The 23267-nt window shown below is 59.0% G+C and carries 17 protein-coding genes and 2 pseudogenes; 12 read left to right on the top strand and 7 right to left on the bottom strand.

The annotated features are described in order from the left end of the window. Window positions 1-16: 16 nt before the first annotated feature. Together D8U73_RS12790 and D8U73_RS12785 are read right to left on the bottom strand one after the other, a co-directional pair. A complete protein-coding gene (locus tag D8U73_RS12790; RefSeq protein ID WP_130904660.1) occupies window positions 17-1015 on the bottom strand; it encodes a bile acid:sodium symporter family protein in 999 nt (332 codons plus the stop codon). A 145-nt stretch (window positions 1016-1160) separates the two neighbouring features. Beyond that, a complete protein-coding gene (locus D8U73_RS12785; RefSeq protein ID WP_130904659.1) occupies window positions 1161-2021 on the bottom strand; it encodes a hypothetical protein in 861 nt (286 codons plus the stop codon). A 393-nt stretch (window positions 2022-2414) separates the two neighbouring features. Between D8U73_RS12785 and D8U73_RS12780 the strand changes: the two genes are divergently transcribed. The 7 genes from D8U73_RS12780 to katG all read left to right on the top strand — a co-directional run bounded on the left by D8U73_RS12780 (window position 2415) and on the right by katG (window position 13296). Further along, window positions 2415-2897 (top strand): hypothetical protein, encoded by a 483-nt coding sequence (locus tag D8U73_RS12780; RefSeq protein ID WP_056853348.1) that lies wholly within the window; start codon window positions 2415-2417, stop codon window positions 2895-2897. 283 nt (window positions 2898-3180) lie between these two features. Beyond that, window positions 3181-7284 (top strand): bifunctional nitrate reductase/sulfite reductase flavoprotein subunit alpha, encoded by a 4104-nt coding sequence (locus D8U73_RS12775; protein WP_130904658.1) that lies wholly within the window; start codon window positions 3181-3183, stop codon window positions 7282-7284. 183 nt (window positions 7285-7467) lie between these two features. Continuing rightward, window positions 7468-8319, top strand: coding sequence for a putative selenate ABC transporter substrate-binding protein (locus D8U73_RS12770; protein WP_130904657.1), 852 nt, complete (start codon window positions 7468-7470; stop codon window positions 8317-8319). Next, window positions 8316-9113, top strand: a complete 798-nt coding sequence (locus tag D8U73_RS12765) for an ATP-binding cassette domain-containing protein (RefSeq protein ID WP_130904656.1) — start codon at window positions 8316-8318, stop codon at window positions 9111-9113. Before D8U73_RS12770 ends, D8U73_RS12765 begins: the two co-directional genes overlap by 4 nt. Continuing rightward, window positions 9107-9934 carry an ABC transporter permease gene (locus D8U73_RS12760; protein WP_130904655.1) on the top strand — a complete coding sequence of 276 codons (828 nt, stop codon included), beginning with the start codon at window positions 9107-9109 and terminating at the stop codon, window positions 9932-9934. Before D8U73_RS12765 ends, D8U73_RS12760 begins: the two co-directional genes overlap by 7 nt. Next, complete coding sequence (gene phnE, locus D8U73_RS12755; protein WP_130904654.1) at window positions 9931-10698, top strand: phosphonate ABC transporter, permease protein PhnE; 768 nt, start codon at window positions 9931-9933, stop codon at window positions 10696-10698. The genes D8U73_RS12760 and phnE overlap by 4 nt, the downstream gene beginning before the upstream one ends. A 342-nt stretch (window positions 10699-11040) precedes the next feature. Next, window positions 11041-13296: a catalase/peroxidase HPI gene (katG, locus tag D8U73_RS12750; RefSeq protein WP_130904653.1), complete on the top strand. Its 2256-nt coding sequence runs from the start codon at window positions 11041-11043 to the stop codon at window positions 13294-13296. A 79-nt stretch (window positions 13297-13375) separates the two neighbouring features. Here the strand turns inward: katG and D8U73_RS12745 are convergent. The 3 genes and pseudogenes from D8U73_RS12745 to D8U73_RS12735 all read right to left on the bottom strand — a co-directional run bounded on the left by D8U73_RS12745 (window position 13376) and on the right by D8U73_RS12735 (window position 15197). Continuing rightward, window positions 13376-13735, bottom strand: a pseudogene (locus D8U73_RS12745) (hypothetical protein). Between the two features lie 462 nt (window positions 13736-14197). After that, window positions 14198-14593 (bottom strand): hypothetical protein, encoded by a 396-nt coding sequence (locus D8U73_RS12740; protein ID WP_130904652.1) that lies wholly within the window; start codon window positions 14591-14593, stop codon window positions 14198-14200. A 316-nt stretch (window positions 14594-14909) separates the two neighbouring features. Continuing rightward, entirely contained in the window at window positions 14910-15197 is a 288-nt protein-coding gene (locus D8U73_RS12735) for a barstar family protein (RefSeq protein ID WP_130904651.1), read from the bottom strand. 124 nt (window positions 15198-15321) lie between these two features. Between D8U73_RS12735 and D8U73_RS12730 the strand changes: the two are divergent. The 3 genes and pseudogenes from D8U73_RS12730 to D8U73_RS12720 form a co-directional block, all read left to right on the top strand. Beyond that, window positions 15322-15726 (top strand): annotated as a pseudogene (locus D8U73_RS12730) (transposase); the annotation flags it as partial. A 312-nt stretch (window positions 15727-16038) separates the two neighbouring features. Further along, window positions 16039-17730: a molecular chaperone HscC gene (locus D8U73_RS12725; protein WP_130904650.1), complete on the top strand. Its 1692-nt coding sequence runs from the start codon at window positions 16039-16041 to the stop codon at window positions 17728-17730. Window positions 17731-17736: 6 nt separating this feature from the next. Then, window positions 17737-19104: a J domain-containing protein gene (locus tag D8U73_RS12720; protein WP_130904649.1), complete on the top strand. Its 1368-nt coding sequence runs from the start codon at window positions 17737-17739 to the stop codon at window positions 19102-19104. Between the two features lie 120 nt (window positions 19105-19224). Here D8U73_RS12720 and D8U73_RS12715 read toward each other — a convergent pair whose 3' ends face one another. After that, complete coding sequence (locus D8U73_RS12715) at window positions 19225-19374, bottom strand: hypothetical protein (RefSeq protein WP_241668513.1); 150 nt, start codon at window positions 19372-19374, stop codon at window positions 19225-19227. A gap of 309 nt (window positions 19375-19683) precedes the next feature. On the opposite strand from D8U73_RS12715, the gene D8U73_RS12710 reads away from it, so the two are divergent. Both D8U73_RS12710 and D8U73_RS12705 read left to right on the top strand, forming a co-directional pair. After that, window positions 19684-21864 (top strand): TonB-dependent siderophore receptor, encoded by a 2181-nt coding sequence (locus D8U73_RS12710; RefSeq protein WP_056853330.1) that lies wholly within the window; start codon window positions 19684-19686, stop codon window positions 21862-21864. 214 nt (window positions 21865-22078) lie between these two features. Continuing rightward, window positions 22079-22522 (top strand): GNAT family N-acetyltransferase, encoded by a 444-nt coding sequence (locus tag D8U73_RS12705; protein WP_130904648.1) that lies wholly within the window; start codon window positions 22079-22081, stop codon window positions 22520-22522. A gap of 99 nt (window positions 22523-22621) precedes the next feature. Here D8U73_RS12705 and D8U73_RS29170 read toward each other — a convergent pair whose 3' ends face one another. After that, entirely contained in the window at window positions 22622-22768 is a 147-nt protein-coding gene (locus tag D8U73_RS29170) for a hypothetical protein (RefSeq protein ID WP_177434465.1), read from the bottom strand. Window positions 22769-23267 lie beyond the last annotated feature (499 nt).

Raw genomic sequence — 23267 nt, 5'->3', positions numbered from 1 at the left:
GGTTAGCCGGATGCAATCAAGGATCGACCTGCCCCATCAACTCGGGCACCGATTCCGGGCGATTGGCGAAACGCTGCGCGAGGACCGCGCAGACCATCAATTGAATCTGATGGAACAACATCAATGGCAGGATCAGCACACCGATGGTGCTGCCGGCGAACAGCACCTGCGCCATCGGCACACCGGTGGCCAGGCTTTTCTTCGAGCCGCAGAAGAGGATGGTGATGCGGTCTTCCTGACTGAAGCCGCAGACTTTGCCCAGCACGGTAGAAGCCACCAGCACCAGCCCCAGCAACACACAGCAGGCAACCACCAGTCCGGCCAGATCACGCAACGGGATCTGGTGCCAGATGCCTTCGATCACCGCTTCGCTGAACGCGCCATAGACCACCAGCAAGATCGAACCTTGGTCGATAAATTTCAGCCAACCCTTGTTGCGTGCCACCCAGGCGCCGATCCAGCGGCGGGCGATTTGTCCGGCAACGAACGGCAGCAACAGTTGCACGCTGATTTTCAGGATGGCATCGACTGTCGAACCGCCATCGCCGTGCACGTCCATCAGCAACGTCACCAGCAACGGTGTGAGGAAGATCCCGAACAGACTCGACGCCGCCGCGCTGCAAATCGCCGCAGGGATATTGCCGCGGGCCAACGAGGTAAAGGCAATCGCCGACTGCACCGTGGCAGGCAGCGCACAGAGGTAAAGCATGCCCATGTACAGGTTGTCGCCGATCAACGGCGATAGGAATGGCTTGAGTGCCAGGCCGAGCAACGGGAACAGCACAAACGTCAGGCCGAACACCAGCAAATGCAGGCGCCAGTGGCCGGCGCCGGCGATGATCGATTCCCGCGACAGCTTGGCGCCGTGCAGGAAAAACAGCAGGGCAATGGCAATGTTGGTCAACCAGCCGAAGCCGACCGCGACCTGACCGCTGGCCGGTAGCAAACTGGCGAGAATGACCACACCGACCAGGGTCAGGGTGAAGTTGTCGGGTAAAAAGCGCGGGCGGGTCATCGGGATCATCCGGGTTGGCCAGGAACGTGATCTCGACTCTACCCCTGCGGCGAATTACCGACTAACGCTAATAAGCCAGTACATATCGCCTAAAGGACAAATCAGTCGGTCGAAAAGGCTAACTCGCGAATACCGGACTGATTTTTCACCGAGTGGACTGAACAATCGCTTTGAGCTTGTCCAGCGCGTCACTGGCGTTCTTTTCATCCGAGTCTTTCTTGTCGAACCAGCTGGTGCCGTTCTGCAGAATCTCGGCGAGGATCGGGAAATACAGTTGTTTTTTCTTCGCCAGCTCCACGGGATCGGCCGCCGTCGCTTGATCCAGCGCGGTTTGCAGCGTGTTGCGCTGGGACAGCCATTGCGGTGTGGCCTTCTCTTCGGGGCTCATGTTGTCCATGAAACTCAAGGCAGCCTTGGCTCGTCCGACCGGGTCATTGGCGAAAGGATCCCGCCAGTTCTTCTGCTGATCTTCCGGCCCGACGTAGTAGCCAGTGGCGAGCTGGGCCTGCTGGCGCATCACGTCCTGCGCTGCGGCTTGCTCTTGCTTGGTGAACTTCCCGCCTTCATTGGTGGCGACCGCATACAACGAGCGCCGGTCAAGGTCGCCCATCAGCGCATTACGGTCGGCCATGCTGTTGTCGTAGGGCTTGCCGCTGCCCGACATCTGCGCATATTTTTCATCCATGCGCTTGCGGGCATCGAGGGCGACGTCGGCGAAGGTTTTGTCCCTGGAGCTGGAAATCGCACCGGGCTGGGCCACACCAAGAATCAACGCATCGGCGTTCATCCCCGCGCGCACCGGAAAGTACCGCGCGTTGCTGGCAATCGCATCGCTGTAATCAGTGGCCGCGCTGGAAAAGCTCACCGCGTCATCATTCTGCGTTTGATCCGGCGCTGCGCTGCTGTCCGCCACTTTGCCCCGGGCACTCGTCGTGCTGGTGTTGGCGGCAGAGGTATAGGCAGCGATCAAGGCGCTGGACGAGGACGAGGACGCAGTGACGTTCATGATTCTTCCCTGTTAGTGAGGCTCAAGTGCGGGCACCTCGGCGGGTGTCATTGTATATCGGCACGTCAGGCCGATCTTTATACCTTGGTGTTAAATCAACACACCGTTGTCTGGTGGTCAGCACCCGGTTTTATCCATAAATTCCTGCCGCCCGAAACCTGCACCATCCCCGGCATGACAATGAGGCGTTTTTTTTCCAGAAAAACGTGTCGCACTTTGTACAGCCGGAACTAAAATCTGAAGTAGCGGATGCGAGTTCATGTGACGCAGAGTCTTGCTGAAGTGGAGGTATACGACAACGGCCAAGGGATTGCATAGTCACGCCTTGCGCTGCAGTTCAATGCGCTCTACGACCATGCCTTTACTGCCTGCTTCGACAACGGACACTCATCCATGGACATAGCTCCACAATTCATCATCCATGAAACGGCACACTGGATACTCAACCATCACATGTCGTCAAAGCTCCCTGGCTATCTGGTGCTGGGGACGCGATACAACACCAGTTCACTGGCTGAACTTCCCGAAGCCGCGTTGATTGAACTCGGCAGCCTGCTCGGCAAAGTGCAGAAGATCCTGCAGACGCAACTGCAACCCAAATGGCTCTATATCAGCCGCTTTGGCCATGACCCGGCATTCCCCATTCATTTCCATTGCATCCCGGTCTATCACTGGGTCGAAGAATTGTTCTGGCAGGATGATCGCTACAGATTACTGAAGAACTTCGGTGCGGGTGCCCACGCTCATACACTGACCGATGGCGCCGAGCTGACGCTGTTCATCTGGCGCGAATTTGGCGAGAGCCCGGAACCGCCAAACATCCCGGGCCCGAGCGTCGAGCAAATCATTGACCGTTTGCGCCTGTCATTCCGGTAAGGACTGCGAAGGCCCGCCTTGGGCTGGTGCACCATTAAGTGCATCGCCATATAAAAGTGCACGCAGCACCCATGCCGATTTACCCTTTCCTGCCTTGAACCCCTGATTCGGCGCGGCCCCGGACATTCTGGCGCGCTGTTTGCTAAGTACCTCAAACGCAGTCAACGCTGATTGCACCTATACGACAAAGGCGCCGTGTAGCCCCCGTTTTTTACGGAGGGCCGCATGGCGCCTTTTGCGTTTGCGCACCGCTCAGGTGCCGGTAGAGATTCGAGGGGCGAGGATGGCAAATAAAACCGTGCGCAGTGTGTGTCCCTATTGTGGCGTGGGCTGCGGCATCGTCATGCACGTCGAAGACAACCGAGTGGTCAAAGTCACGGGTGACAAAAGCCATCCGGCCAACTTCGGCCGGCTGTGCACCAAAGGCACGACATGCGGCAAGGCCATTGCCGAATCGGGGCGCATGGAAAATGCCTACCTGCGCCAGGAACGCAGTCGAGATCCGGTGCGTATGGCAATGGATTCGGCCATCACTGAGACAGCGACAAGTCTGCGCACCATTCTGGATAACCACGGTCCCGATGCGCTGTCGTTCTATGTGTCGGGGCAAATGTCGCTTGAAGCCCAGTACCTGATTACCAAACTGGCCAAGGGTTTTGTCCGCACCGCCAATATCGAGTCCAACTCGCGCTTGTGCATGGCCAGCGCCAGCAGCGGCTACAAGCTGTCGCTCGGCGCCGACGGGCCGCCGGGTTCCTATCAGGATTTTGACCGTTCGAATCTGTTTTTCGTGATCGGCGCCAACATGGCCGACTGTCATCCGATCCTGTTCCTGCGCATGATGGATCGAGTCAAGGCCGGCGCCCGACTGATCGTGGTCGATCCACGGCGCAGCGCCACGGCGGACAAGGCCGATCTGTATCTGCCGATCAAACCCGGCACCGACCTGGCCTTGCTCAATGGCCTGCTGCACCTGCTGGTGAAAAACGGCCACACCGACCCGGCCTTCATCGCCACCTTCACCGAAGGCTGGGAGGCGATGCCCGGTTTCCTAGAGGACTATTCGCCGGATGCCGTCGCAGAAATCACCGGCCTGCCCGAAGCGGACATCCGTCAGGCTGCGCAATGGATCGGCGAAGCCGCCGAGTGGATGAGCTGCTGGACCATGGGCCTGAACCAAAGCACCCACGGTACCTGGAACACCAATGCCCTGTGCAACCTGCACCTGGCCACCGGCGCGATCTGCCGCCCGGGCAGCGGGCCGTTTTCCCTGACCGGTCAACCAAATGCCATGGGCGGCCGCGAGATGGGCTACATGGGACCAGGCCTGCCCGGCCAGCGCTCTCTGCTGGTGGAGGCGGATCGCGCATTCATCGAGGATTTGTGGAACATCCCCCACGACAGCCTGCCGCGCGCAGCCGGTGCCGGCACCGTGGCGATGTTCGAACAGATGAGCGCCGGGCAGATCAAGGCCTGCTGGATCATCTGCACTAACCCGGTAGCGTCCGTGCCCAATCGCCAGAAAGTGATCGAAGGCTTGCAGGCCGCTGAACTGGTAATCACCCAGGACGCCTTTCTCGACACCGAGACCAATCGCTACGCCGATATCCTTCTGCCGGGTGCGTTATGGGCCGAGGCGGAGGGCGTGATGATCAACTCCGAACGCAACCTGACGCTGATGCAACAAGCCGTGCAGGCGCCCGGCGAAACCCTGCCCGACTGGCAAATCATTGCCAGGGTGGCGTGCGAAATGGGCTTCGCCGAGGCCTTCAGCTACACCGATGCCAATGAGGTGTTCGAAGAGATCAAACGCGCCTGGAATCCGCAGACCGGTTACGACATGCGTGGCGCCAGTCATGCCCGTCTGCGCGAACAGTCGTTGCAATGGCCGTGTGCCGACGCCAGCGCCGATATACGCAACCCGATCCGCTATGTGAATGACGGCGTAAGCCAGGCACTCAAGCTGGACGCCGACGGCAGCCGACCCGCCATCGTGTTCCCGAGCGCGAACGGCAAGGGCAAGTTCTTCGCCCGCCCGCACCTGTCACCGGCAGAGATGCCCGATGAAACCTTTCCCTTCGTGCTCAATACCGGTCGCTTGCAGCATCAGTGGCACACCCTCACAAAGACCGGCAAAGTCGACACCCTGAACAAACTCAACCCTGGGCCGTTCATCGAGATTCATCCTGAAGATGCCGCTCGCCTGGGCATCAAGGACAAGGACCCGGTCGAAGTGCGCTCGCTGCGCGGCCGCGCAGTATTGCCGGCGGTGGTGACCGAACGGGTGCGCGAGGGCAATTGCTTCGCGCCTTTCCACTGGAACGATGTGTTTGGCGACAACCTGGCCATCAACGCAGTCACCAGCGATGCCGTCGACCCGATCTCCCTGCAACCGGAATTCAAGTTTTGTGCCGTTGCCCTGCAACGAGTCGAACTGATCAACCATCAATTTCTCGATTCGCCTGCACCGGCCACCGCCCCACTCCCCGCTTGCACACTCTCCGAGGAACTCGTCATGTCGAGCATCGAGACCTTCGCCGATCTCGCGGGCATTCGCAGCCTGCCCTCCCCGTCACTCAGCGATAACGAACGCACCTACCTCGCCGGTTTTGTCAGTGGCCTGCAATCCACCGCGGGCCGCCAGATCGCTGGCGTACCGGTCATGCCGGCCAACGCGCCACTGGCTGCGACTACCCGGCTATGGCTTGACGGTGTGCTGGGTGGGTTGTTCAGTCGCGTCGAACTGGCCGACAGCCCGGCGCCAGCGACCCCGGTTGCGGCAGACCGCACACCCGCGCTGACCCTGTTGTGGGCCTCGCAAACCGGCAATGCCGAGGCACTGGCCGAGCGCTTTGCCAAGCGCCTGCGTGACGACGGGATAGCCGTGGAGCTGAGCCCGATGGCTGACTTTCCAGCCAGCAAACTGGCGACTACCGCCAACCTGGCGCTGATCAGCAGCACCTTCGGCGATGGCGACCCACCGGACAATGGCGAAGGTTTCTGGCACACCCTCAATAATGCCCAACTGCGCCTTGAATCCCTGCGTTTTGCGGTTTTGGCTTTGGGTGACCCGAACTACGACCAGTTCTGCCAGCACGGCAAGCAACTCGATCAACGCCTGCAGGAGCTGGGCGCTACCCGCCTGATCGAACGGGTCGATTGCGACACTGAGTTCGAAGAGCGTGCCGACAACTGGCTCGCTCAATTGCACAAAGTCCTCAAGCCTGCGCCTTCGGTGATCGACGAGCCGGCCATTATCGTAGCGCCCAGCACGGTCGAGGCACCCTGCAAGACCCGACCGCATGCCTCGCGACTGCTGACCAATCTTCACCTCAACCGCCAGAGCAACAACAAGGAAACCCGCATGTTTTCCCTGGACCTGGCGGACTCTGGCCTCAGCTACGAGGCGGGCGACGCACTGGGGGTCTACCCGCGCAACTGCCCTGAACTGGTCGACGAATTGCTCGAACTGACGGGCATGAGCGCCGACGCCACCGTCACCCTCGACAAGCTCGGTGAGGTGCCGTTGCACCAGGCCCTGACCGAGCATCTGGAAATCGCTCGCCCCAGCCAGGAAACGCTGGCATTGATTGCCGAACGCAGTGCCAATTCCGCACTGAAACAACTGCTGGGCAGCGAGCGCAAGGCTGAGCTCAAAGACTGGCTGTGGGGCCGGCAACTGGCGGACGTGCTGCAAGCGTTTCCGGTCGATTGCTCGGCCAGCGAACTGCTCAGCACCTTCAAGCGCCTGCAACCGCGCCTGTATTCCATCGCGTCCAGCCCCAAGGCGCACCCGCAGGAAGTGCACCTCACCGTCGCCGCCGTGCGCTATGGCAAACGCAAAGGCGTGTCCTCGACGTTTCTTGCCGACCGCGCGCAAAACGGCCATGTGCCGGTTTTCGTCCAGCCGTCCAAGCACTTCCGCACGCCGGTCGATGGTGATGTACCGATGATCATGATCGGCCCCGGCACCGGCGTGGCGCCCTTTCGCGCCTTTCTGCAGGAGCGTCGGGCACGAGGTGATCAGGGCCATAACTGGCTTTTTTTTGGCGAGCAACATGCCGCCAGCGATTTCTACTACCGCGACGAATTGCAGGGCATGCAGCGCGATGGTTTGTTAACCCGATTGAGCCTGGCGTTTTCCCGCGATCAGGCGCAAAAAATCTACGTGCAGGACCGCATTCGCGAACAAGGCGCCGAACTGTGGCGCTGGTTGCAGGAAGGCGCGCAGGTGTACGTCTGCGGCGATGCCAGCCAGATGGCCAAGGACGTCGACCGGGCCTTGCGCCAGGTTGCGCAACAGCATGGCGGACTTGGCGCGGACTGCGCCGCCGATTACTGGCGGCATATGAGCGAGCAAAAACGCTACCTGCGGGATGTTTATTGACGTTTGATCGCTGGCGTCTGGCGGTCCTTTCAGCTCGCCGGACGGCCTGATCAAACACACTGAATGCAAAGCAGGAGTTCATGCTCACCCTCCGTTTCGGCTACCCTCACACTGCGCCATGCCACTCACCGCCCATGCGGGACGCAGCGCCTTTTTTTGTAGTGAATGAAACGGAGAACTTTCATGCTCATGCGTACCCTGGCACTGGCCGTCGGCTTGACCCTGTCCATCAGCAGCTTGCTGGCGCAGGCCGCCGACACCCTTAAAGTCAGCGCCATTCCTGACGAAGCCCCCACCGAATTGCTGCGCAAGTTCAAGCCACTGGGCGCTTATCTGGAACAACAGTTGGGTATGAAAGTCGAGTTCGTGCCCGTCAGTGACTACCCGGCGGTGGTCGAAGCGCTGGCCACGGACCGCATCGACCTGGCCTGGCTTGGCGGGTTCACATTCGTCCAGGCCCGTTTGAAAACCGGCAACGCCATTCCCCTGGTCCAGCGTGAACAGGACGCGCAGTTCACCAGCAAATTCATCACCGCGGACCCGGCCGTCAAATCCCTCGCCGACCTCAAGGGCAAGACCTTCGCCTTCGGATCGGTGTCGTCCACGTCCGGCAGTCTGATGCCGCGCTACTTCATGCTCAAGGACGGCATCAAGCCGGAAACCTGGTTCAGCCGCGTCGGCTATTCCGGCGCCCATGACGCCACGGTTGCCTGGGTCCAGGCCGGCAAAGTCGATGCCGGCGTGCTCAACGCCAGCGTCTGGGAAAAACTGGTTGCTGCCGGCAAAGTCGATACCAACAAAGTCAAAGTGTTTGCCACCACGCCCACCTATTTCGATTACAACTGGACCGTGCGCGGCACCCTCGACCCGGCGCTGGCCGCGAAAATCAAGGCAGCGTTCCTGGCCCTCGATCCGGCAAAACCGGCGGACAAGGCCATTCTCGACCTGCAGGCCGCCAGCCGTTTCATCGAAACCAGCCCGGATAACTACAAGGGCATCGAGGAAGCCGCGCGCGCTGCCGACCTGCTCAAATGACCCTGCAGCTGACCCGGGTCAACCTGACCCATACCAATGGCATCCACGCGCTGCATAACGTGGACTTGCACATCGCGGCGAGCGAACAGGTCGCCATCATCGGCCCGTCCGGTGCGGGTAAATCGAGCCTGCTCAATCTGCTGGGCACCGCCCTGCAACCGAGCAGCGGCGAGCTTCAACTGCTCGGCGAACGTGCGTGGCAACTGTCTGCCCGCCAACGCCAACGCTTGCGCGCGCGAATCGGCCTGGTCCACCAGTCGCCGCCGCTGCCGCCGCGCCAACGGGTGGTCACGGCGGTGCTGGCCGGCAAGATTGGCCAGTGGGGCCTGGGCAAAAGCCTGATGAACCTGCTGCATCCGCTGGATGTCGCCGGCGCACGGGCGGCGTTGGCCAGGCTGGACCTGGGCGACAAGTTGTTCGCCCAATGCCAGCAACTGTCCGGCGGCCAGCTTCAGCGCGTGGGCATTGCGCGCGTGCTGTATCAGGCGCCCGAGGTGTTGCTGGCCGATGAGCCGGTGTCGGCGATGGACCCGGTACTGGCCGAACACACCCTGTCAGTGCTGTGCCGTCATGCACGGGAACACAACGTCACGCTGGTCGCCAGCCTGCATGCAGTGGAACTGGCCCTGGCGCATTTTTCACGGATCATCGGCTTGCGCGACGGACAGATTATGTTCGACCTGCCGGCCAGCGCCGTCGACCGCGAACTGCTCGACAGGCTCTACGCCAACGAACAGTTGCTTTCGCCTCCGGTCCCACCGGTCCCTCTGGTTGTGCAGATTCCTCGATGCTGAAACGCGATACCCGAGACCCGGCCGCCCGACCGCGTCTGCTGCTGACGCTATCGGTCATTGCCTTGCTGTGGCCAGGCATTCACTTCAGTGAACTGGATTTGAGCGTGCTGGTGGCCAGCGACAGCCAAAGCGAGATGGGCCGTTTTGTCTCGGCGTTCTGGCCACCGGCCCATGGCGAAGAATTCTTCCAGTTGCTCCTGCAAGCCACCCTGCAAACCCTGGCCATCGCCACCGCAGGCATGGCCCTGGCGCTAATGCTGGCCGTGCCCGCCAGCCTGTTGGCCAGCCGGGCGTTGTCGTTGTCGGCGGCGTCCCGCGCAGGGCGTCCCGATTCCTCGGGCCAATGGCTGCGCTGGCCGGTGCGCGGCTTGCTGATCTTCCTGCGCAGCGTGCCGGAGATCGTCTGGGCGCTGTTGTTCGTGCGTGCCGTGGGCCTCGGGCCGACGGCCGGGGTCCTGGCCATTGCCATTACCTACAGCGGCATGTTGGGCAAGGTCTACGCGGAGATCTACGAGTCGGTGGACCAGCGCCCCGCCCATGCGTTGCTGCAAGCCGGCAGTGGTCGCCTCGCGGCCTTCGTCTACGGGATTGTGCCCAATGTCGCGGCGGAGCTGTTGTCGTACACGGTGTACCGCTGGGAATGCGCGATCCGCGCCTCGGTGGTGATGGGGTTTGTCGGTGCCGGGGGCCTCGGCCAGCAAATGGACCTGTCGTTGCGCATGTTCGCCGGCGGTGAAGTCGCCAGTCTGTTACTGACGTTCCTGGTGCTGGTGCTGTTCGCCGATCAACTCAGCCGTTTGCTGCGCTGGAGGCTGGCATGAATCGCTTGATCAACCTGGCGCTGTTGCTGGGCATCGTCGCCGCGGCCATCGCCTCTTTCGTCTACCTGGGCATCGACCTCGGCGAACTCGGCGCCACCGGCAATTTCGGGCGCATGGCCGATTATGCCCGGCGTTTCCTCAGCCCGGACTTGAGCCCAACTCACCTGCAAGCCATCGGTCATGGCGCAGTGGAAACCATCGCCATGTCGGCTTTGGGCACCTTGCTCGCGGCGGTATTCGGCCTGATGTTGGCATTGCCGGCGGCGGGACGGTTCGGCTGGCCGTTGCAGAGCGCGTCACGCCTGGTGCTCAACGCCCTGCGCGCAGTACCGGAACTGGTGTGGGCGGCGTTGATGGTGCTGGCCGCCGGGCTCGGTCCCAATGCCGGCACCCTGGCGCTGGCCCTGCACACCACTGGGGTACTCGGCCGGCTGTTCGCCGAAGCGCTGGAAAACACCCCGGCGCAACCCGCCGAAGCGATCCGCCTGCAAGGTGGCAACGCGATATGGGCGTTCTGTTACGGCACGCTGCCCAACCTGTGGCCGCAAATGGTGGCCTACATTCTGTATCGCTGGGAAAACAACATCCGCATGGCCAGCGTGCTCGGGTTCGTCGGTGCCGGTGGTCTGGGACAGATGCTGTACGTCAGTCTCAGCCTGTTTCAAGAGGCTCAGGCCAGCACAGTCATCCTGGCCATGCTATTACTGGTATTCGCTGTCGATACGTTGAGCAGCTGGAGCCGTCAACGCTGGGTCAAGGCCTGACGGCTTTTGCAAAACGCCTCGCCCCTGAAAGATTTCGCCTATCGGCTGCCAATACTGCGGCTATTAGCTGACTTCCCAAGGGGCGACTAGCATTATCTAACGCCGGTGCCATCTGGCCGGCCAAGACCTGATAACGAGATAAGAACGAGTCTGCAACTGACTGGGCGTACCGTGGGTCATCCTGTCGGCAATTGCGTTGCCTGTGTTCAGAATACCCGCATGGCCAGATCGATCAGAAGATCGCATTGCACGGCCGCAAGCCTGAGTCATTGATTTCAATCACTGCTGTCCGACCACAACCGGGGCGGTCAGCTGAATGACACGACCGAGGGTAGCTCACACATGGCAACTGAATCGAAATGCCCGTTTCATCAGGCCGCCGGCGGTGGCACAACCAACCGCGACTGGTGGCCGAATCAACTGAATCTGAAGATCCTGCACCAGCACTCGTCCCTCTCCGATCCCATGGACGAAGACTTCAACTATGCCGAAGCCTTCAAGCAGCTGGACTTTGCAGCCGTCAAAAGAGACCTGACGGCGCTGATGACCGACTCGCAAGATTGGTGGCCCGCCGACTTCGGCCACTATGGCCCGCTCTTTGTGCGCATGGCCTGGCACTCCGCCGGCACCTATCGCACCGGTGACGGGCGCGGTGGTGCCGGCTCGGGCCAGCAACGCTTTGCACCGCTCAACAGCTGGCCGGATAACGTCAGCCTCGACAAGGCTCGCCGCCTACTCTGGCCGATCAAGCAAAAATACGGCCGCAACATTTCCTGGGCCGACCTGATCGTGCTCACCGGCAACGTGGCGCTGGAGTCGATGGGCTTCAAGACGTTTGGTTTTTCCGGTGGCCGCCCGGACGTCTGGGAACCGGACGAAGATGTGTATTGGGGTTCGGAAAGCAAATGGCTGGCCGGTGATACCCGTTACGGCAAAAACGATCAACCGATGCAGAAACCCGGTGAAGGCCCGCTCGTTGCCGAGCCTGGGGAAAACGAAGACAGCCGTGTCGAGCCTGGCCGCAATCTGGAAAACCCGCTGGCCGCTGTGCAAATGGGCCTGATCTATGTGAACCCGGAAGGCCCCGAAGCCAATCCGGATCCGGTCGCCGCCGGCCTGGACATTCGCGAAACCTTCGGTCGCATGGCGATGAACGATGAAGAAACCGTGGCCCTGATCGCCGGTGGTCACGCCTTCGGCAAAACCCACGGCGCGGGTCCCGCGGACAATGTCGGGGCCGAGCCCGAAGCGGCCGGCCTGGAAGAGCAAGGGCTGGGCTGGCGGAACAAGTTCGGTACCGGTAAAGGCCCCGACACCATTACCAGCGGCCTGGAAGTCACCTGGACAACGACCCCGACCCAATGGAGCAACAACTTCCTGGAGAACGTGTTCGGCTTCGAGTGGGAACTGACCAAGAGCCCTGCTGGCGCGCATCAGTGGAAGCCAAAAAATGGTGCAGGCGCTGGCATCATCCCGGATGCCCACGATCCGTCCAAACGGCGTGATCCCACCATGCTGACCACCGACCTGGCGCTACGCTTCGACCCGATCTACGAGCCGATTTCGCGGCGCTTCCTGGAGAACCCCGACCAACTGGCCGACGCCTTTGCCCGCGCCTGGTACAAACTGATCCACCGTGACATGGGGCCGCTTTCGCGCTACCTCGGCCCGGAAATGCCCAACGAAGAACTGCTGTGGCAAGACCCGATTCCAGCAGTCGATCATGAGCTGGTCAACGACAGTGATGTCGCTGCGCTGAAGAGCAAACTGCTGGCCTCGGGACTGTCGGTGTCGCAGCTTGTTTCCACAGCCTGGGCGGCGGCGTCGACCTTCCGCGGCTCCGACAAACGCGGCGGTGCCAACGGCGGGCGCCTGCGTCTGGCGCCACAGAAATTCTGGCAGGCCAATCAGCCGGAACAACTCTCGGGTGTGCTGGAAAAACTCGAAGGTATCCAAAAGGAGTTCAACGCCGGCGGCAAGAAAGTCTCGCTGGCTGACCTGATCGTGCTGGCCGGTTGTGCCGGGGTCGAGCAGGCAGCGAAAAATGCCGGACACACCGTCACGGTGCCTTTCACACCCGGGCGGATGGACGCGAGCCAGGAGCAGACCGATGTCGAGTCTTTCGGCTTCCTTGAACCCATCGCCGATGGCTTCCGCAACTACCTCAAGGGCCGTTACACCATCCCGGCGGAAAAGTTGCTGATCGACAAGGCGCAATTGTTGACGCTCACCGCACCGGAAATGACTGCGCTCATTGGCGGCATGCGTGTGCTCAACACCAACGTCGGCAAAACCGCCCACGGCGTTTTCACCAGCCGCCCGCAAGCGCTGACCAATGATTTCTTCATCAACCTGCTGGACATGGGCGTGGAATGGAAACCGGTGTCGGAGGCCAATGAGGAATTCACCGGAACAGACCGCAAGACCGGGCAACAGAAATGGACCGCGACGCGGGTCGATCTGGTCTTTGGCTCCAACTCTCAACTGCGGGCGCTGGCCGAAGTTTATGCCAGCGCCGGCGGCCAGGAGAAACTGGTCAAGGACTTCGTGGCAGCGTGGACCAAGGTGATGAACCTGGATCGGTTCGATTTGAAGTGAAATAGCGAAGCACTTATGAGCCACCCCGGCATTGAAGGTGTCGGGGTGGTTTTTTTTTGGTCCTTCGTCAATTAGCGGATCATTGCGGCGGGTCAATCTGATCCAGTACACGGTTCGCCGTGATCTCCGCCAGCATGATGCTGTTGGAAATGCCCAGCAGCGCATTGCGGTCGCCACCCTCCAGATGATCGACCAATTGATGCACCATCACATCCACCGAGGCCAGCGTCTCCACCAGATACACCATCAGGGTTTCAGTCTTGACTTCGGGGTCTACCGTAAACAGCGTGCTGACTGTGCGCGGCGTGGCTTTGATGTCGGCCGTCTAGGGGAAGTGGGAGTTGAGCGCGCGCTCGGCGGCATCGTTGAGAGTCTTGGAATTGGGTTCGTAGGGTGACGTGGGATCGGTTTCTGGCGGATTCGGCGTGGGTTTGATCATGATGAAACTCCTTGTGTATTTAAAGGAGTCATCACCCTTGCTACCAAACGAAGGGTGGTGACCATACGAAGGTTGGTAGACCGGCACACAAGGCAAACCCGGCGCGCCCGAAGGCGCCCTGCGCATGGCCACCATAAAACAGGTGTCGAAAAGCACCTGCAAAAGGTGACGCTGTGCGCCTTGTGGTGGCCGGGCTACCAAACCCGATCGCTGTTTTTTCAGCGACCGGCAAACAATAGAACCCAGCCCCAAGACGCACAAGCCGGCGGATTCTGGCGTAATCGTAGGCAACGGCGCAAGGTTTTGTAGCTTTCAGGAAAAAAGCCTGAGGACGCTTAAACACAAACCCCACATCGACGTTTAAAAACGCCAAACACTCACCTGTAGGAGCGAGCCTGCTCGCGAAAAGAGCCAGAGCGGACGGTGCCGCTCCAGCCGGAGCCCCCGTGGACCTGCCTCGCGTCACGGATTGAGTTTCAAATGCGCATTGACCCGCCCGCTTTTTGGATCAACAAACCAGAACTCATTATTAGCTACTTTCACCTGGCTGCATTCCGTTGGGTAGCCTTTGGGTATGACGCAAACAACACCCTCGTTAAGTGTCCAGCGTTCCTTCTCGGGAGGGTCAGGTGCCATTTGAAAAATGTCCGTTCCATCGGGCGAAAACAAAATCGAATACGGACGACTGCCCTCCCGAGTGGTGCCATACAGCTTCTTGTTCATTAACGTGCCGTGGATTTGCTCGTCATTTAACGTGACGGCGTTTGCCGGCACAGATGGCGGTTGATAAGCGCTACTGCTTGCGCATCCGGCGAGAAAAATCAACGAGGCGATCATTCCGAACTTTAAGAAAGTCATGCCGCACCTTCCTTGTATTTGCCGAAAAAATTTTCGGTAAATCAAAGCTTAGTCAACGCGTTTGACCCACCCCGATACAGGCGCCCAACGGTTGACGGTGAGGTGCACTCTTCTACTTTTTGTTGGCATTCGTTAGGTATGGGGCCGATAGTGGGTGTTGTAGACAGGCAGCGATCGGCCCAGAGTGTGTAAAAACAGATGGTGCCGGCAGCCAACGGCAGTGAGCCAAGAATCTCGGTGCGGGATCTACTGAAAATTTTCCTGAGGAAGGCTGGCGGTTTACGCGGCTCCGGCCAAATGTCGACCTAAAAATCGTTTAGTCGAACTCCACATCTGGTGCGAGTTCTGGATACTCGATCTTCATGTCTTCAAGGATTTTTTGCATCAGCTTCGCATCCTCCGGTAAACGTCTGGATAAAGTATTCCACCCTGAGATTTTCAAGTGTATGGGCATTTCCACAAGTCCCGTAATTGCATCCCAGAAAGCATCCCAATTACAGCCGTACCAGCCAGGGAATTCGAGTGCATCTTTCAAGATGGAATGGAGTTCGTCAGAATTCGTCACCTCACTTAAGTCAAACTTTACAACCTGTAAGCGGGTCATCGTCAGCACCTCAAAAATTGTTCGCCAGTAAGAGGGGTAACTGAAGTCCGCCTCTGTCAGGGAGCCTATGCCGGTATACACCTTTGCTATGATTTTCCGAGGTGTTTAACTCCAGGAATCGTCAATGAAGCGCTTCATCCAAGGCGAACATCGCGGTCAAAGCACCTTACTTCCCGAGAGTCTTGACGACTACGTCAGCGATACCAACCCGGTGCGCGTAGTCGACGTCTTCGTCAACGAACTCGACCTGGCCAAACTTGGTTTTGACGGTGTCATACCGGCAGTGACGGGCCGGCCAGCTTATCACCCCGCGATCTTGTTGAAGATTTACATCTACGGCTATCTGAACCGGGTTCAGTCGAGTCGACGCCTGGAGCGGGAAGCCCAACGCAACGTCGAGCTGATGTGGCTGACCGGGCGTTTGATGCCGGATTTCAAGACCATCGCCAACTTCCGAAAAGACAACAGCAAGGCCACCCGAGGCGTCTGCCGCCAGTTCGTTGTGCTGTGTCAGCAGTTGGGACTGTTCGTGAAAAAGCGTGAAAAAGGGGACAGATCTATTTTTTGTAAAAAAGGGGACAGATCTATTTTTTGTAAAAAACAAAAAAAGGGGACAGATCTATTTTTAGAATAATAAATTAGTCCCCTTTTCTGCGGGTTCGCTTCGGCGCCATTTCCGATTGCTGACGGTCCCCATTTTTCCTCGAGTCGGGTTAAAGCTGCCGCCAGCACTGCCGATAACTCCAGCCATGGATTTTCGTACCGCTGGTACGACTGTGACGACTGACCTTGCGACCAAAGTGCTCTGCTGATCGGCCGCGTCATTTAAGGAAAAGTGATTGTGATCATAGGTATCGATCTGGGCACAACCAACAGCCTCGTGGCTGCCTGGGACGGCGAACATGCCCGGATACTCCCCAATGCCCTGGGTAACCTTCTCACGCCTAGCGTCGTTGGCCTCGACGACCACGGCCAACTGGTCGTCGGGGATATTGCCCGCGAGCGGTTGCACACCCACCCGCACCTCACCACGTCTCTGTTCAAGCGCTACATGGGTAGCTCCCGCGAAACGCTACTGGGCGCACGCGCTTACCGCGCGGAAGAGCTCTCGGCGATGCTGCTGCGCAGTCTCAAGGCTGACGCCGAACGTGCCTTGGGCGAGCCTGTTAATGAAGCGGTGATCAGCGTGCCTGCGTATTTCAGCGATGCTCAGCGCAAGGCGACGCGCATTGCTGGCGAACTGGCCGGGTTGAAAATTGAAAAACTGGTCAACGAGCCCACCGCCGCAGCCTTGGCCTATGGTCTTCAACAGCGAAACGAAGCGACCTTTCTGGTGTTCGACCTCGGCGGTGGCACCTTTGATGTGTCCATTCTGGAACTATTCGAAGGCGTGATGGAAGTCCGCGCGAGCGCGGGAGACAACTTCCTTGGCGGTGAAGACTTCGATGACCTGCTCGTGGAGCATTTCATCGCAAAAATCGGCACCGCTGACCTGCCAGACACCAGCCTCCCTGCCATCGCACAGCGGTTGCGGCGTGAAGCTCAACGGGTTCGCCATGCCTTGGGGCCGGCGCAGGCGGCACGCTTTACCCTTCGCGAGCAAACGCGTGAGTGGAGCATTGAACTGACTCAAGGCGAGCTTGCTGACATCGTTCGTCCCCTGCTGGACCGCCTGCGTGCGCCGATCGAACGCGCAATGCGTGATGCCCGCATCAAGGTCGCGGACCTGAACGAAATATTGTTGGTGGGCGGCACGACACGCATGCCGCTGGTGCGCAAGCTGGTCGCATCCTTGTTCGGGCGAATCCCGGCGATGCAGCTCAACCCGGACGAAGTGGTCGTGCAAGGTGCGGCCATTCAGGCGGCGCTTCAGGCTCGCCATGCCTCCCTTGAAGAAGTGGTGCTCACCGATGTCTGCCCCTACACCTTGGGCATCGAGACGTCGGTACAGCAAGGTGGCGGTTTCCAAAGCGGTCATTACTTGCCGATCATCGAGCGCAACACGGTGGTGCCGGTAAGCCGGTCCCGTACCGTGTCCACCCTCAGTGACAACCAGAGCGTGGTCAAACTGGGTATCTATCAGGGCGAAAGCCGGCTGGTGAACAACAACATTTTCCTGGGGGAGTTGGAAATTCCGGTGCCGCCGCGCAAGGCCGGTGAAGTCACCCTGGATGTGCGCTTCACCTACGACAACAACGGCTTGCTCGAAGCTCAGGTGCATTTGCCGATCAACGGCGACACTCGCCGGCTAGTGATCGAGAACAACCCTGGCGTCCTGCCTGCAGAAGAAATCGCCCGGCGGCTGGTCGCCCTAGAATCGCTGAAGGTGCACCCACGCGATCAGCAGATCAATACCCTGTTGCTGGCACGACTGGACCGTTTGTATCAGGAAAGCCTCGGTGATGGCCGGGAGCATATTGCCGGGCTGGCGAACTATTTCCAGCAAATGCTCGACACCCAGGACGAGCACCGGATACGCGCAGCGCGCAGCGATATCACTCAGCGCCTTGCTCATTTCGAACGAGAGGGTTAAGCCACCATGAGCCATTGGCAATTGCTCAATCTTACCCCGGACGCGGACGAACGCAGCATCAAGCGCGCTTATGCGCGGCTGTTGAAAAATCACCGCCCGGACGAAAATCCCGATGAATTTCAGCGCCTGCGTGAAGCCTATGAAACCTCACTGGCTGAGGCTCGCTGGCGCGCGCAGATTGAAGAGGAGGTCGTTGATGCCCCGTTAGCCATCATCGCGCCTACCGCAGAATACTCCACACTGGTCAGCCCCTTGGAGTCCGTCGACACCCTGATCACCGTCAGTCCTCCAGAACCGTCCCTGGAGCAAATGCAGCAATGGTTGGCCGAGGGTAAAGACCGCCAGGTAATGGACGCCTTGCGCCACTGGCTTGCCAGCGACTGGCTACTTCCCTTCGAGCGCCGCCAGCAGTTTGAGGAGAGCATATTGGATTGGCTCGAATCTGCCTCGCAATGGTCGCCATCCTTTTTCGACGACGTCTGCCAGGCCATGGGGTGGGACGAAGCCCAGGGTAATTTGCCGTGTGAATACTGGCGCTGGGATCGCCTGATCCGGCGATGCGAAATGCAGGTCATGGAAGAATCCGTGCGCCGTGACCTTGCCAGGTTCGACGCCGATAATATTCATGGGCAGGCCGCCGCCTTACTATTCAAACCCATGAGCGATAGCCGACGTCGTGGATTGGCCGACTACCTCACCAGCCTCGACTGGCAACGTTTTACTCAGATTGCGCAATCCATCGAATACCAGTACCCAGAGTTGCCTCAACGTCTCGGGCTAAAAACACTGGACAACTGGCGGGATTGGTTGCCGCCCGAGAGCTTTCGAGGGGTGTACCTTTTCCTGTGGCTCGCGTTGGCGGTTATTGTTATGCCTTCGGTGTTTGCCGAAACTGCAAAAAGGGATGGGCTGGCCGGTCTGCTTGTCATCCCGCTGTTCATACCGCTCGTGATTTGGTTGGGGATGAAGGCTTACCAGATCTGGTCCCTGGTGGCGGTGTCCGCGGGGTCGCTGGATGTGCTGCTCAGCCGCCGGTTACTCCCGCGCCGTTGGTACAGGCGAGGTGCCGGGCTGCTGTTGCTGCGCCATGTACTCCCCACTGCCGTGCCCGCAGCCCTGGCATATGCGTGGGCCAGTCATGTGCCGTGGATACGCTGGGTCAGTCCGCTGGTAGTGTTCCTGGGCACGCTTTATTTCACGAATATGGCACTGCGCGGCGGGAAGGTCTCGATGTGGACTGCAGCGCTACGAGCGATTAGACACAAGGTCGGGCAGTTACTCTTGCGAGTATTGCAGCGCGAAGTCTTCGTGGTCTTGATCATCATGCTGGTGATGGGTGTTTCGACCTATTCGCGTATGAAACCTGGTTTTTAGAAGATGAGGTTCCGTGGCATTGCGCAGGCAAGACGAGTTGCTAAACGTCTGTAGGAAGCTATTGGCCCGAAGCAATTCGACGCATAGCGATTGTAAAGAGTTGAGAGCCGTTGAATCGCATCAAGTCGACAAGGCAACCCGCCCTACCCCGGCGAACTCGACTTCCACTTGCACCCCGGCCGACCCCCAGTAGATGCCGGTCCAGCTACCACTGGCCACCAGGTCACCGTCTCGCAAGGGGTTGCCCAGTGCGGCAGCGTGACGCGCCAAATTCCGGGCCGCTAATGGCCCGGGGGCGAACCAGCCGAGGGCATCCGCTACCTGATGCTGTAGGAAAAAGGGAGGAAAAAGGGGACAGATCTATTTTGAGAATAATAAATTCGTCCCCTTTTCTGCACACATTTTGGGAGGCCTTCCCGAATTTTTCATGCCCGCATAGAAATCAGCAAATGTGAAAATTTTGTTAACTAACTGACTCGTAAAGCTTTCTTCAAGACACTCGATCTGACATGCTAATGCGAATAGTTCTTACACGCACTCGCATCAGATTCGTTTTGTATCACTTGGGGAAGCAGATTGATGTCGTTTCACACCATTCACCGCCGTTCGAACCTTTCTCCTAACCTGTTGGCACTGGCTATCTGCATGGCCAGTATCACCACCGTCTCAGCGGAAGAAGCGCTTCAGACAACGTCCGAAAATGCCGCCCCGTCCAGCACTCTAGAGCTCGGCGCCACCGAAATCGGTGCCACTCAACTGGGCAGCACTACGGAAGGTACCGGCTCCTACACCACTGGCCCCATGCAAACCGCGACCAAGCTGCCGCTGACCATGCGTGAGACCCCTCAGGCGGTGACCGTCATCACCCGGCAACGCATGGACGATCAGGCCATGACCAGCATCAACGATGTGGTGAAGGCCACACCAGGCCTGTTTTTGGACTTTTCCAGCGGCCCCGGCCGGCAGACCTACTCGGCGCGTGGTTTCGACATCGATAACCTCATGTATGACGGTATCCCGAGTGGCTACCAAGGTTGGACGGTCGGCGCCCAGCCGAACCTGGCGATGTTCGACCGGGTCGAAATTGTGCGCGGTGCGACCGGGCTGGTCACCGGTGCAGGAAACCCTTCGGCGGCCATCAACCTGATACGCAAGCGGCCCCTCGCCGAGCAGAAGGTCACCTTGACCGGTGCCGCCGGCAGCTGGGACGACTACCGTGGCGAGATCGACGCTTCCAGCCCGCTTAACGACAGTGGCACCTTGCGCGGGCGGGTAGTCACTTCGTACCGCGACGCCAACAGCTTCATTGATGATGTCGAGGAAGATCACGGCCTGTTCTACGCGGTCACTGAAGCAGACCTGAGTGATGACACCACCCTGACCCTGGGTTTCTCCCACCAGAAAGACAAGACCAACTACTTCTGGGGCGCCTCGATGATCGGCCTCGACGGCCACCACCTGAACCTGCCGCGCTCGTACAACCCGGGTACCGACTGGGAGAACAAGGATCAGGAGATCAACACCATTTTCGCCGAAGTGCGTCAGCGCCTGGCCAATGACTGGAATCTTCAGGTCAACGCCAACTACTCTGAACAGAACGCGCTGTTCACCGGTTCTTACCAGTCGCGCTGGGTCAACAACACGCTGGCCCGAACCGTCTACCAGTCGGCCCACGATGAAAACCAGGCCGGCGTGGACGCCTTTGTCAGTGGCCCATTCGAAGCGTTCGGGCGGACACACGAGCTGGTGGTGGGTGCCAGCAAGCGCATCTACGACATGACCACCCACAACTACGACCCGTACGACACCAACTGGCCGATCAACGCCGGCAAGCCAAACTTTGTCCACACTGACAATAGCCGCGAAGTCACCACCCAAGACGGCGTGTACATGACCACTCGCCTAAGCCTGGCCGACCCGCTGAAGCTGATCCTTGGCGGACGTCTGGATTGGTATGATTACGACAACCGTGACGGCGATGGAGACTACAAGGTCACCCGCAACGTCACCCGTTATGCAGGCTTGATTTACGACCTGGACGACCATCATTCGGTCTACGTCAGCTACAGCGATATATTCACTCCACAGAGTTCTAAAGACACCTCCGCGACCCCCGTCAAGCCGATCGTCGGCAAGAACTACGAGGTCGGCATCAAAGGCGAATACTTCGACGGTGCGTTGAATGCAAGCCTGGCCTTGTTCCGCGTCGACCAGGAAAACCGCGCAGTGCAGGTGTTCGTGGAAAACTGCCCACAGTCTTCCTGCTATGAGGCCTCAGGCGAGATTCGCAGCCAGGGCATCGACTTTGAATTGCAAGGCGCTCTTACCGAAAATTGGCAGATCGGCGGTGGCTATACCTACGCCCGCGTGCACACCATCAAGGATGACGCCAACCCGCAGACCGTGAACCAGCGCTTTGACACCGATACCCCTGAGCACCTGTTCAAGCTGGCCACCACCTACCGCTTCCAAGGCCAGCTGGAGAAACTGCGCGTCGGCGGCAACGTCTCCTGGCAGAGCCGTATGTACAACGACATCGAGTTGCTCGATGGCAGCAGCTACCGGCTCAAGCAGGGTGCCTACGCCGTTACCGATCTGATGACCGGTTACCAGGTCAACCAGAACCTAGACCTGCAACTCAATGCCAACAATATTTTCGACCGCAAGTACTACTCCTCCATCTCCAACTCTGTTAGCTATGGTGGCGACAGCTACGGTGCCCCGCGCAATTTGATGCTGACCGCCAAGTACAGCTTCTGAGTTATCTAGGCGCCGGGATGCGCCGCGCTGCAAACAGCACAGAAAGGGACGCACGTTAAGCCTGCTCCCTTTCTGTGCGGTGGTCGTAAGTTGAACGTGATTTTTGCCGTCACTACCACTTGAAAGCGGTCGATAACCCCGAACATCACAAAGCCGGATTTCCGCGTCATATCACGCGGTAAATCCCCATGCTCAACACGCAGGAGGCGTTCAGATGACCCTCATTTTGAGGCAAGCCCACGTTACCGATCTTCCTTCGATATACCGGGGAGAGCAGGACTACATTCGGTCTTGGGAGCCCACTCACGAAGATACCTGGCGGCTCCAGTTGGAGTGTCACCTCACTCGATGGGTTGAAAACTTCGATCGATTGACGGTCGCGATCATTGACGAGCAGTTTGCCGGTTACTCGTTGTGGACACCCGAACAAGATTACGCGGAGCTCTGCACCATCAACGTCAGCCAGGTCTACAGGCGGAACGGCGTTGGCCTATCGCTGCTCAACGCTTACGCGGCCACCGCTAAGCAAAATGGATTTGCTTATCTGCGTTTAAGCGTGCGACCCGATAATCCAGCCGCACTCATGTACCAGAGAGCAGGCTTCTCATGCATGGGAACCGATTCCCATGGTTACCTCCGGTATGAGCGACTGAGCTGATCAAGGCTGTGATTTGCTCAGTTGCCAGAGTAGGCGACCGTCCACTTTTACCCGTTCTCTGCCGAGTATGGTGCTGGTGAATTCCGAGGCAATCGGTGGTCAGAATGAAAAAAATGAAAAAGGGGACAGATCTATTTTTAGAATAATAAATTCGTCCCGCTCGGCGGCGTCGTTGAGCTTTTTCGAGTCGGATTCGTAGGGGGAAACTGGATCGTTTTCCGGGGGATTGGGCGTCGGTTTGATCATGATGAAACTCCTAGAGAAATGGAGCTGACACCATTCGCTGCGAAACGAAAATTAGGTGGCAACTGTACGCGGGTTCGCAGACCAGGACTCTAGGAACCTGGCAGACCCGAGGGTCTCCCACGCACAGCCGCCATGACATGAGAGGCAGACCTGACGATCTGCTCAGGGACGGTAGACGATGTGCGCCTAGAGATTACCGGGCTGCGAAACCCGATCACTGATGTGCAGTGACGCGAATCAAGTTACCGAGCAGCCCCAAGACGCACAAGCCGGCGGATTCTGGCGTAACCGTAGGCAACGGCGCAAGGTTTTGTGGCTTTCTGGAAGAAAGCCTGAGGACGCTTAAACACAAACCCACAACGACGTTTAAAACGCCAAACAACGCGCCCGCAGGAGCGAGCCTGCTCGAGATCGAAACAATTGAAAAATGTATTGTCTACGCGTGCATATCAATGTTTTTCGCCCCCTCCTGCTGTTCATTTCATTTGCGAATAGGTTG

Origin of the sequence: Pseudomonas sp. Sample_22 (genome assembly GCF_004307635.1) — a bacterium.
In the GTDB taxonomy this organism is placed as follows: Bacteria; Pseudomonadota; Gammaproteobacteria; order Pseudomonadales; family Pseudomonadaceae; genus Aquipseudomonas.
This window is presented reverse-complemented; position numbering and strand designations above follow the sequence as displayed.

Excerpts from the sequence above, each read along its gene's own strand:
- D8U73_RS12775 (WP_130904658.1), top strand. The coding sequence starts at position 3,181 with ATGGCAAATAAAACCGTGCGCAGTGTGTGTCCCTATTGTGGCGTGGGC.
- D8U73_RS12740 (WP_130904652.1), bottom strand. The coding sequence starts at position 14,593 with ATGACTTTCTTAAAGTTCGGAATGATCGCCTCGTTGATTTTTCTCGCC.
- katG (WP_130904653.1), top strand. The coding sequence starts at position 11,041 with ATGGCAACTGAATCGAAATGCCCGTTTCATCAGGCCGCCGGCGGTGGC.
- D8U73_RS12780 (WP_056853348.1), top strand. The coding sequence starts at position 2,415 with ATGGACATAGCTCCACAATTCATCATCCATGAAACGGCACACTGGATA.
- D8U73_RS12705 (WP_130904648.1), top strand. The coding sequence starts at position 22,079 with ATGACCCTCATTTTGAGGCAAGCCCACGTTACCGATCTTCCTTCGATA.
- D8U73_RS29170 (WP_177434465.1), bottom strand. The coding sequence starts at position 22,768 with ATGATCAAACCGACGCCCAATCCCCCGGAAAACGATCCAGTTTCCCCC.
- D8U73_RS12720 (WP_130904649.1), top strand. The coding sequence starts at position 17,737 with ATGAGCCATTGGCAATTGCTCAATCTTACCCCGGACGCGGACGAACGC.
- D8U73_RS12765 (WP_130904656.1), top strand. The coding sequence starts at position 8,316 with ATGACCCTGCAGCTGACCCGGGTCAACCTGACCCATACCAATGGCATC.
- D8U73_RS12790 (WP_130904660.1), bottom strand. The coding sequence starts at position 1,015 with ATGACCCGCCCGCGCTTTTTACCCGACAACTTCACCCTGACCCTGGTC.
- phnE (WP_130904654.1), top strand. The coding sequence starts at position 9,931 with ATGAATCGCTTGATCAACCTGGCGCTGTTGCTGGGCATCGTCGCCGCG.
- D8U73_RS12785 (WP_130904659.1), bottom strand. The coding sequence starts at position 2,021 with ATGAACGTCACTGCGTCCTCGTCCTCGTCCAGCGCCTTGATCGCTGCC.
- D8U73_RS12735 (WP_130904651.1), bottom strand. The coding sequence starts at position 15,197 with ATGACCCGCTTACAGGTTGTAAAGTTTGACTTAAGTGAGGTGACGAAT.
- D8U73_RS12760 (WP_130904655.1), top strand. The coding sequence starts at position 9,107 with ATGCTGAAACGCGATACCCGAGACCCGGCCGCCCGACCGCGTCTGCTG.
- D8U73_RS12770 (WP_130904657.1), top strand. The coding sequence starts at position 7,468 with ATGCTCATGCGTACCCTGGCACTGGCCGTCGGCTTGACCCTGTCCATC.
- D8U73_RS12710 (WP_056853330.1), top strand. The coding sequence starts at position 19,684 with ATGTCGTTTCACACCATTCACCGCCGTTCGAACCTTTCTCCTAACCTG.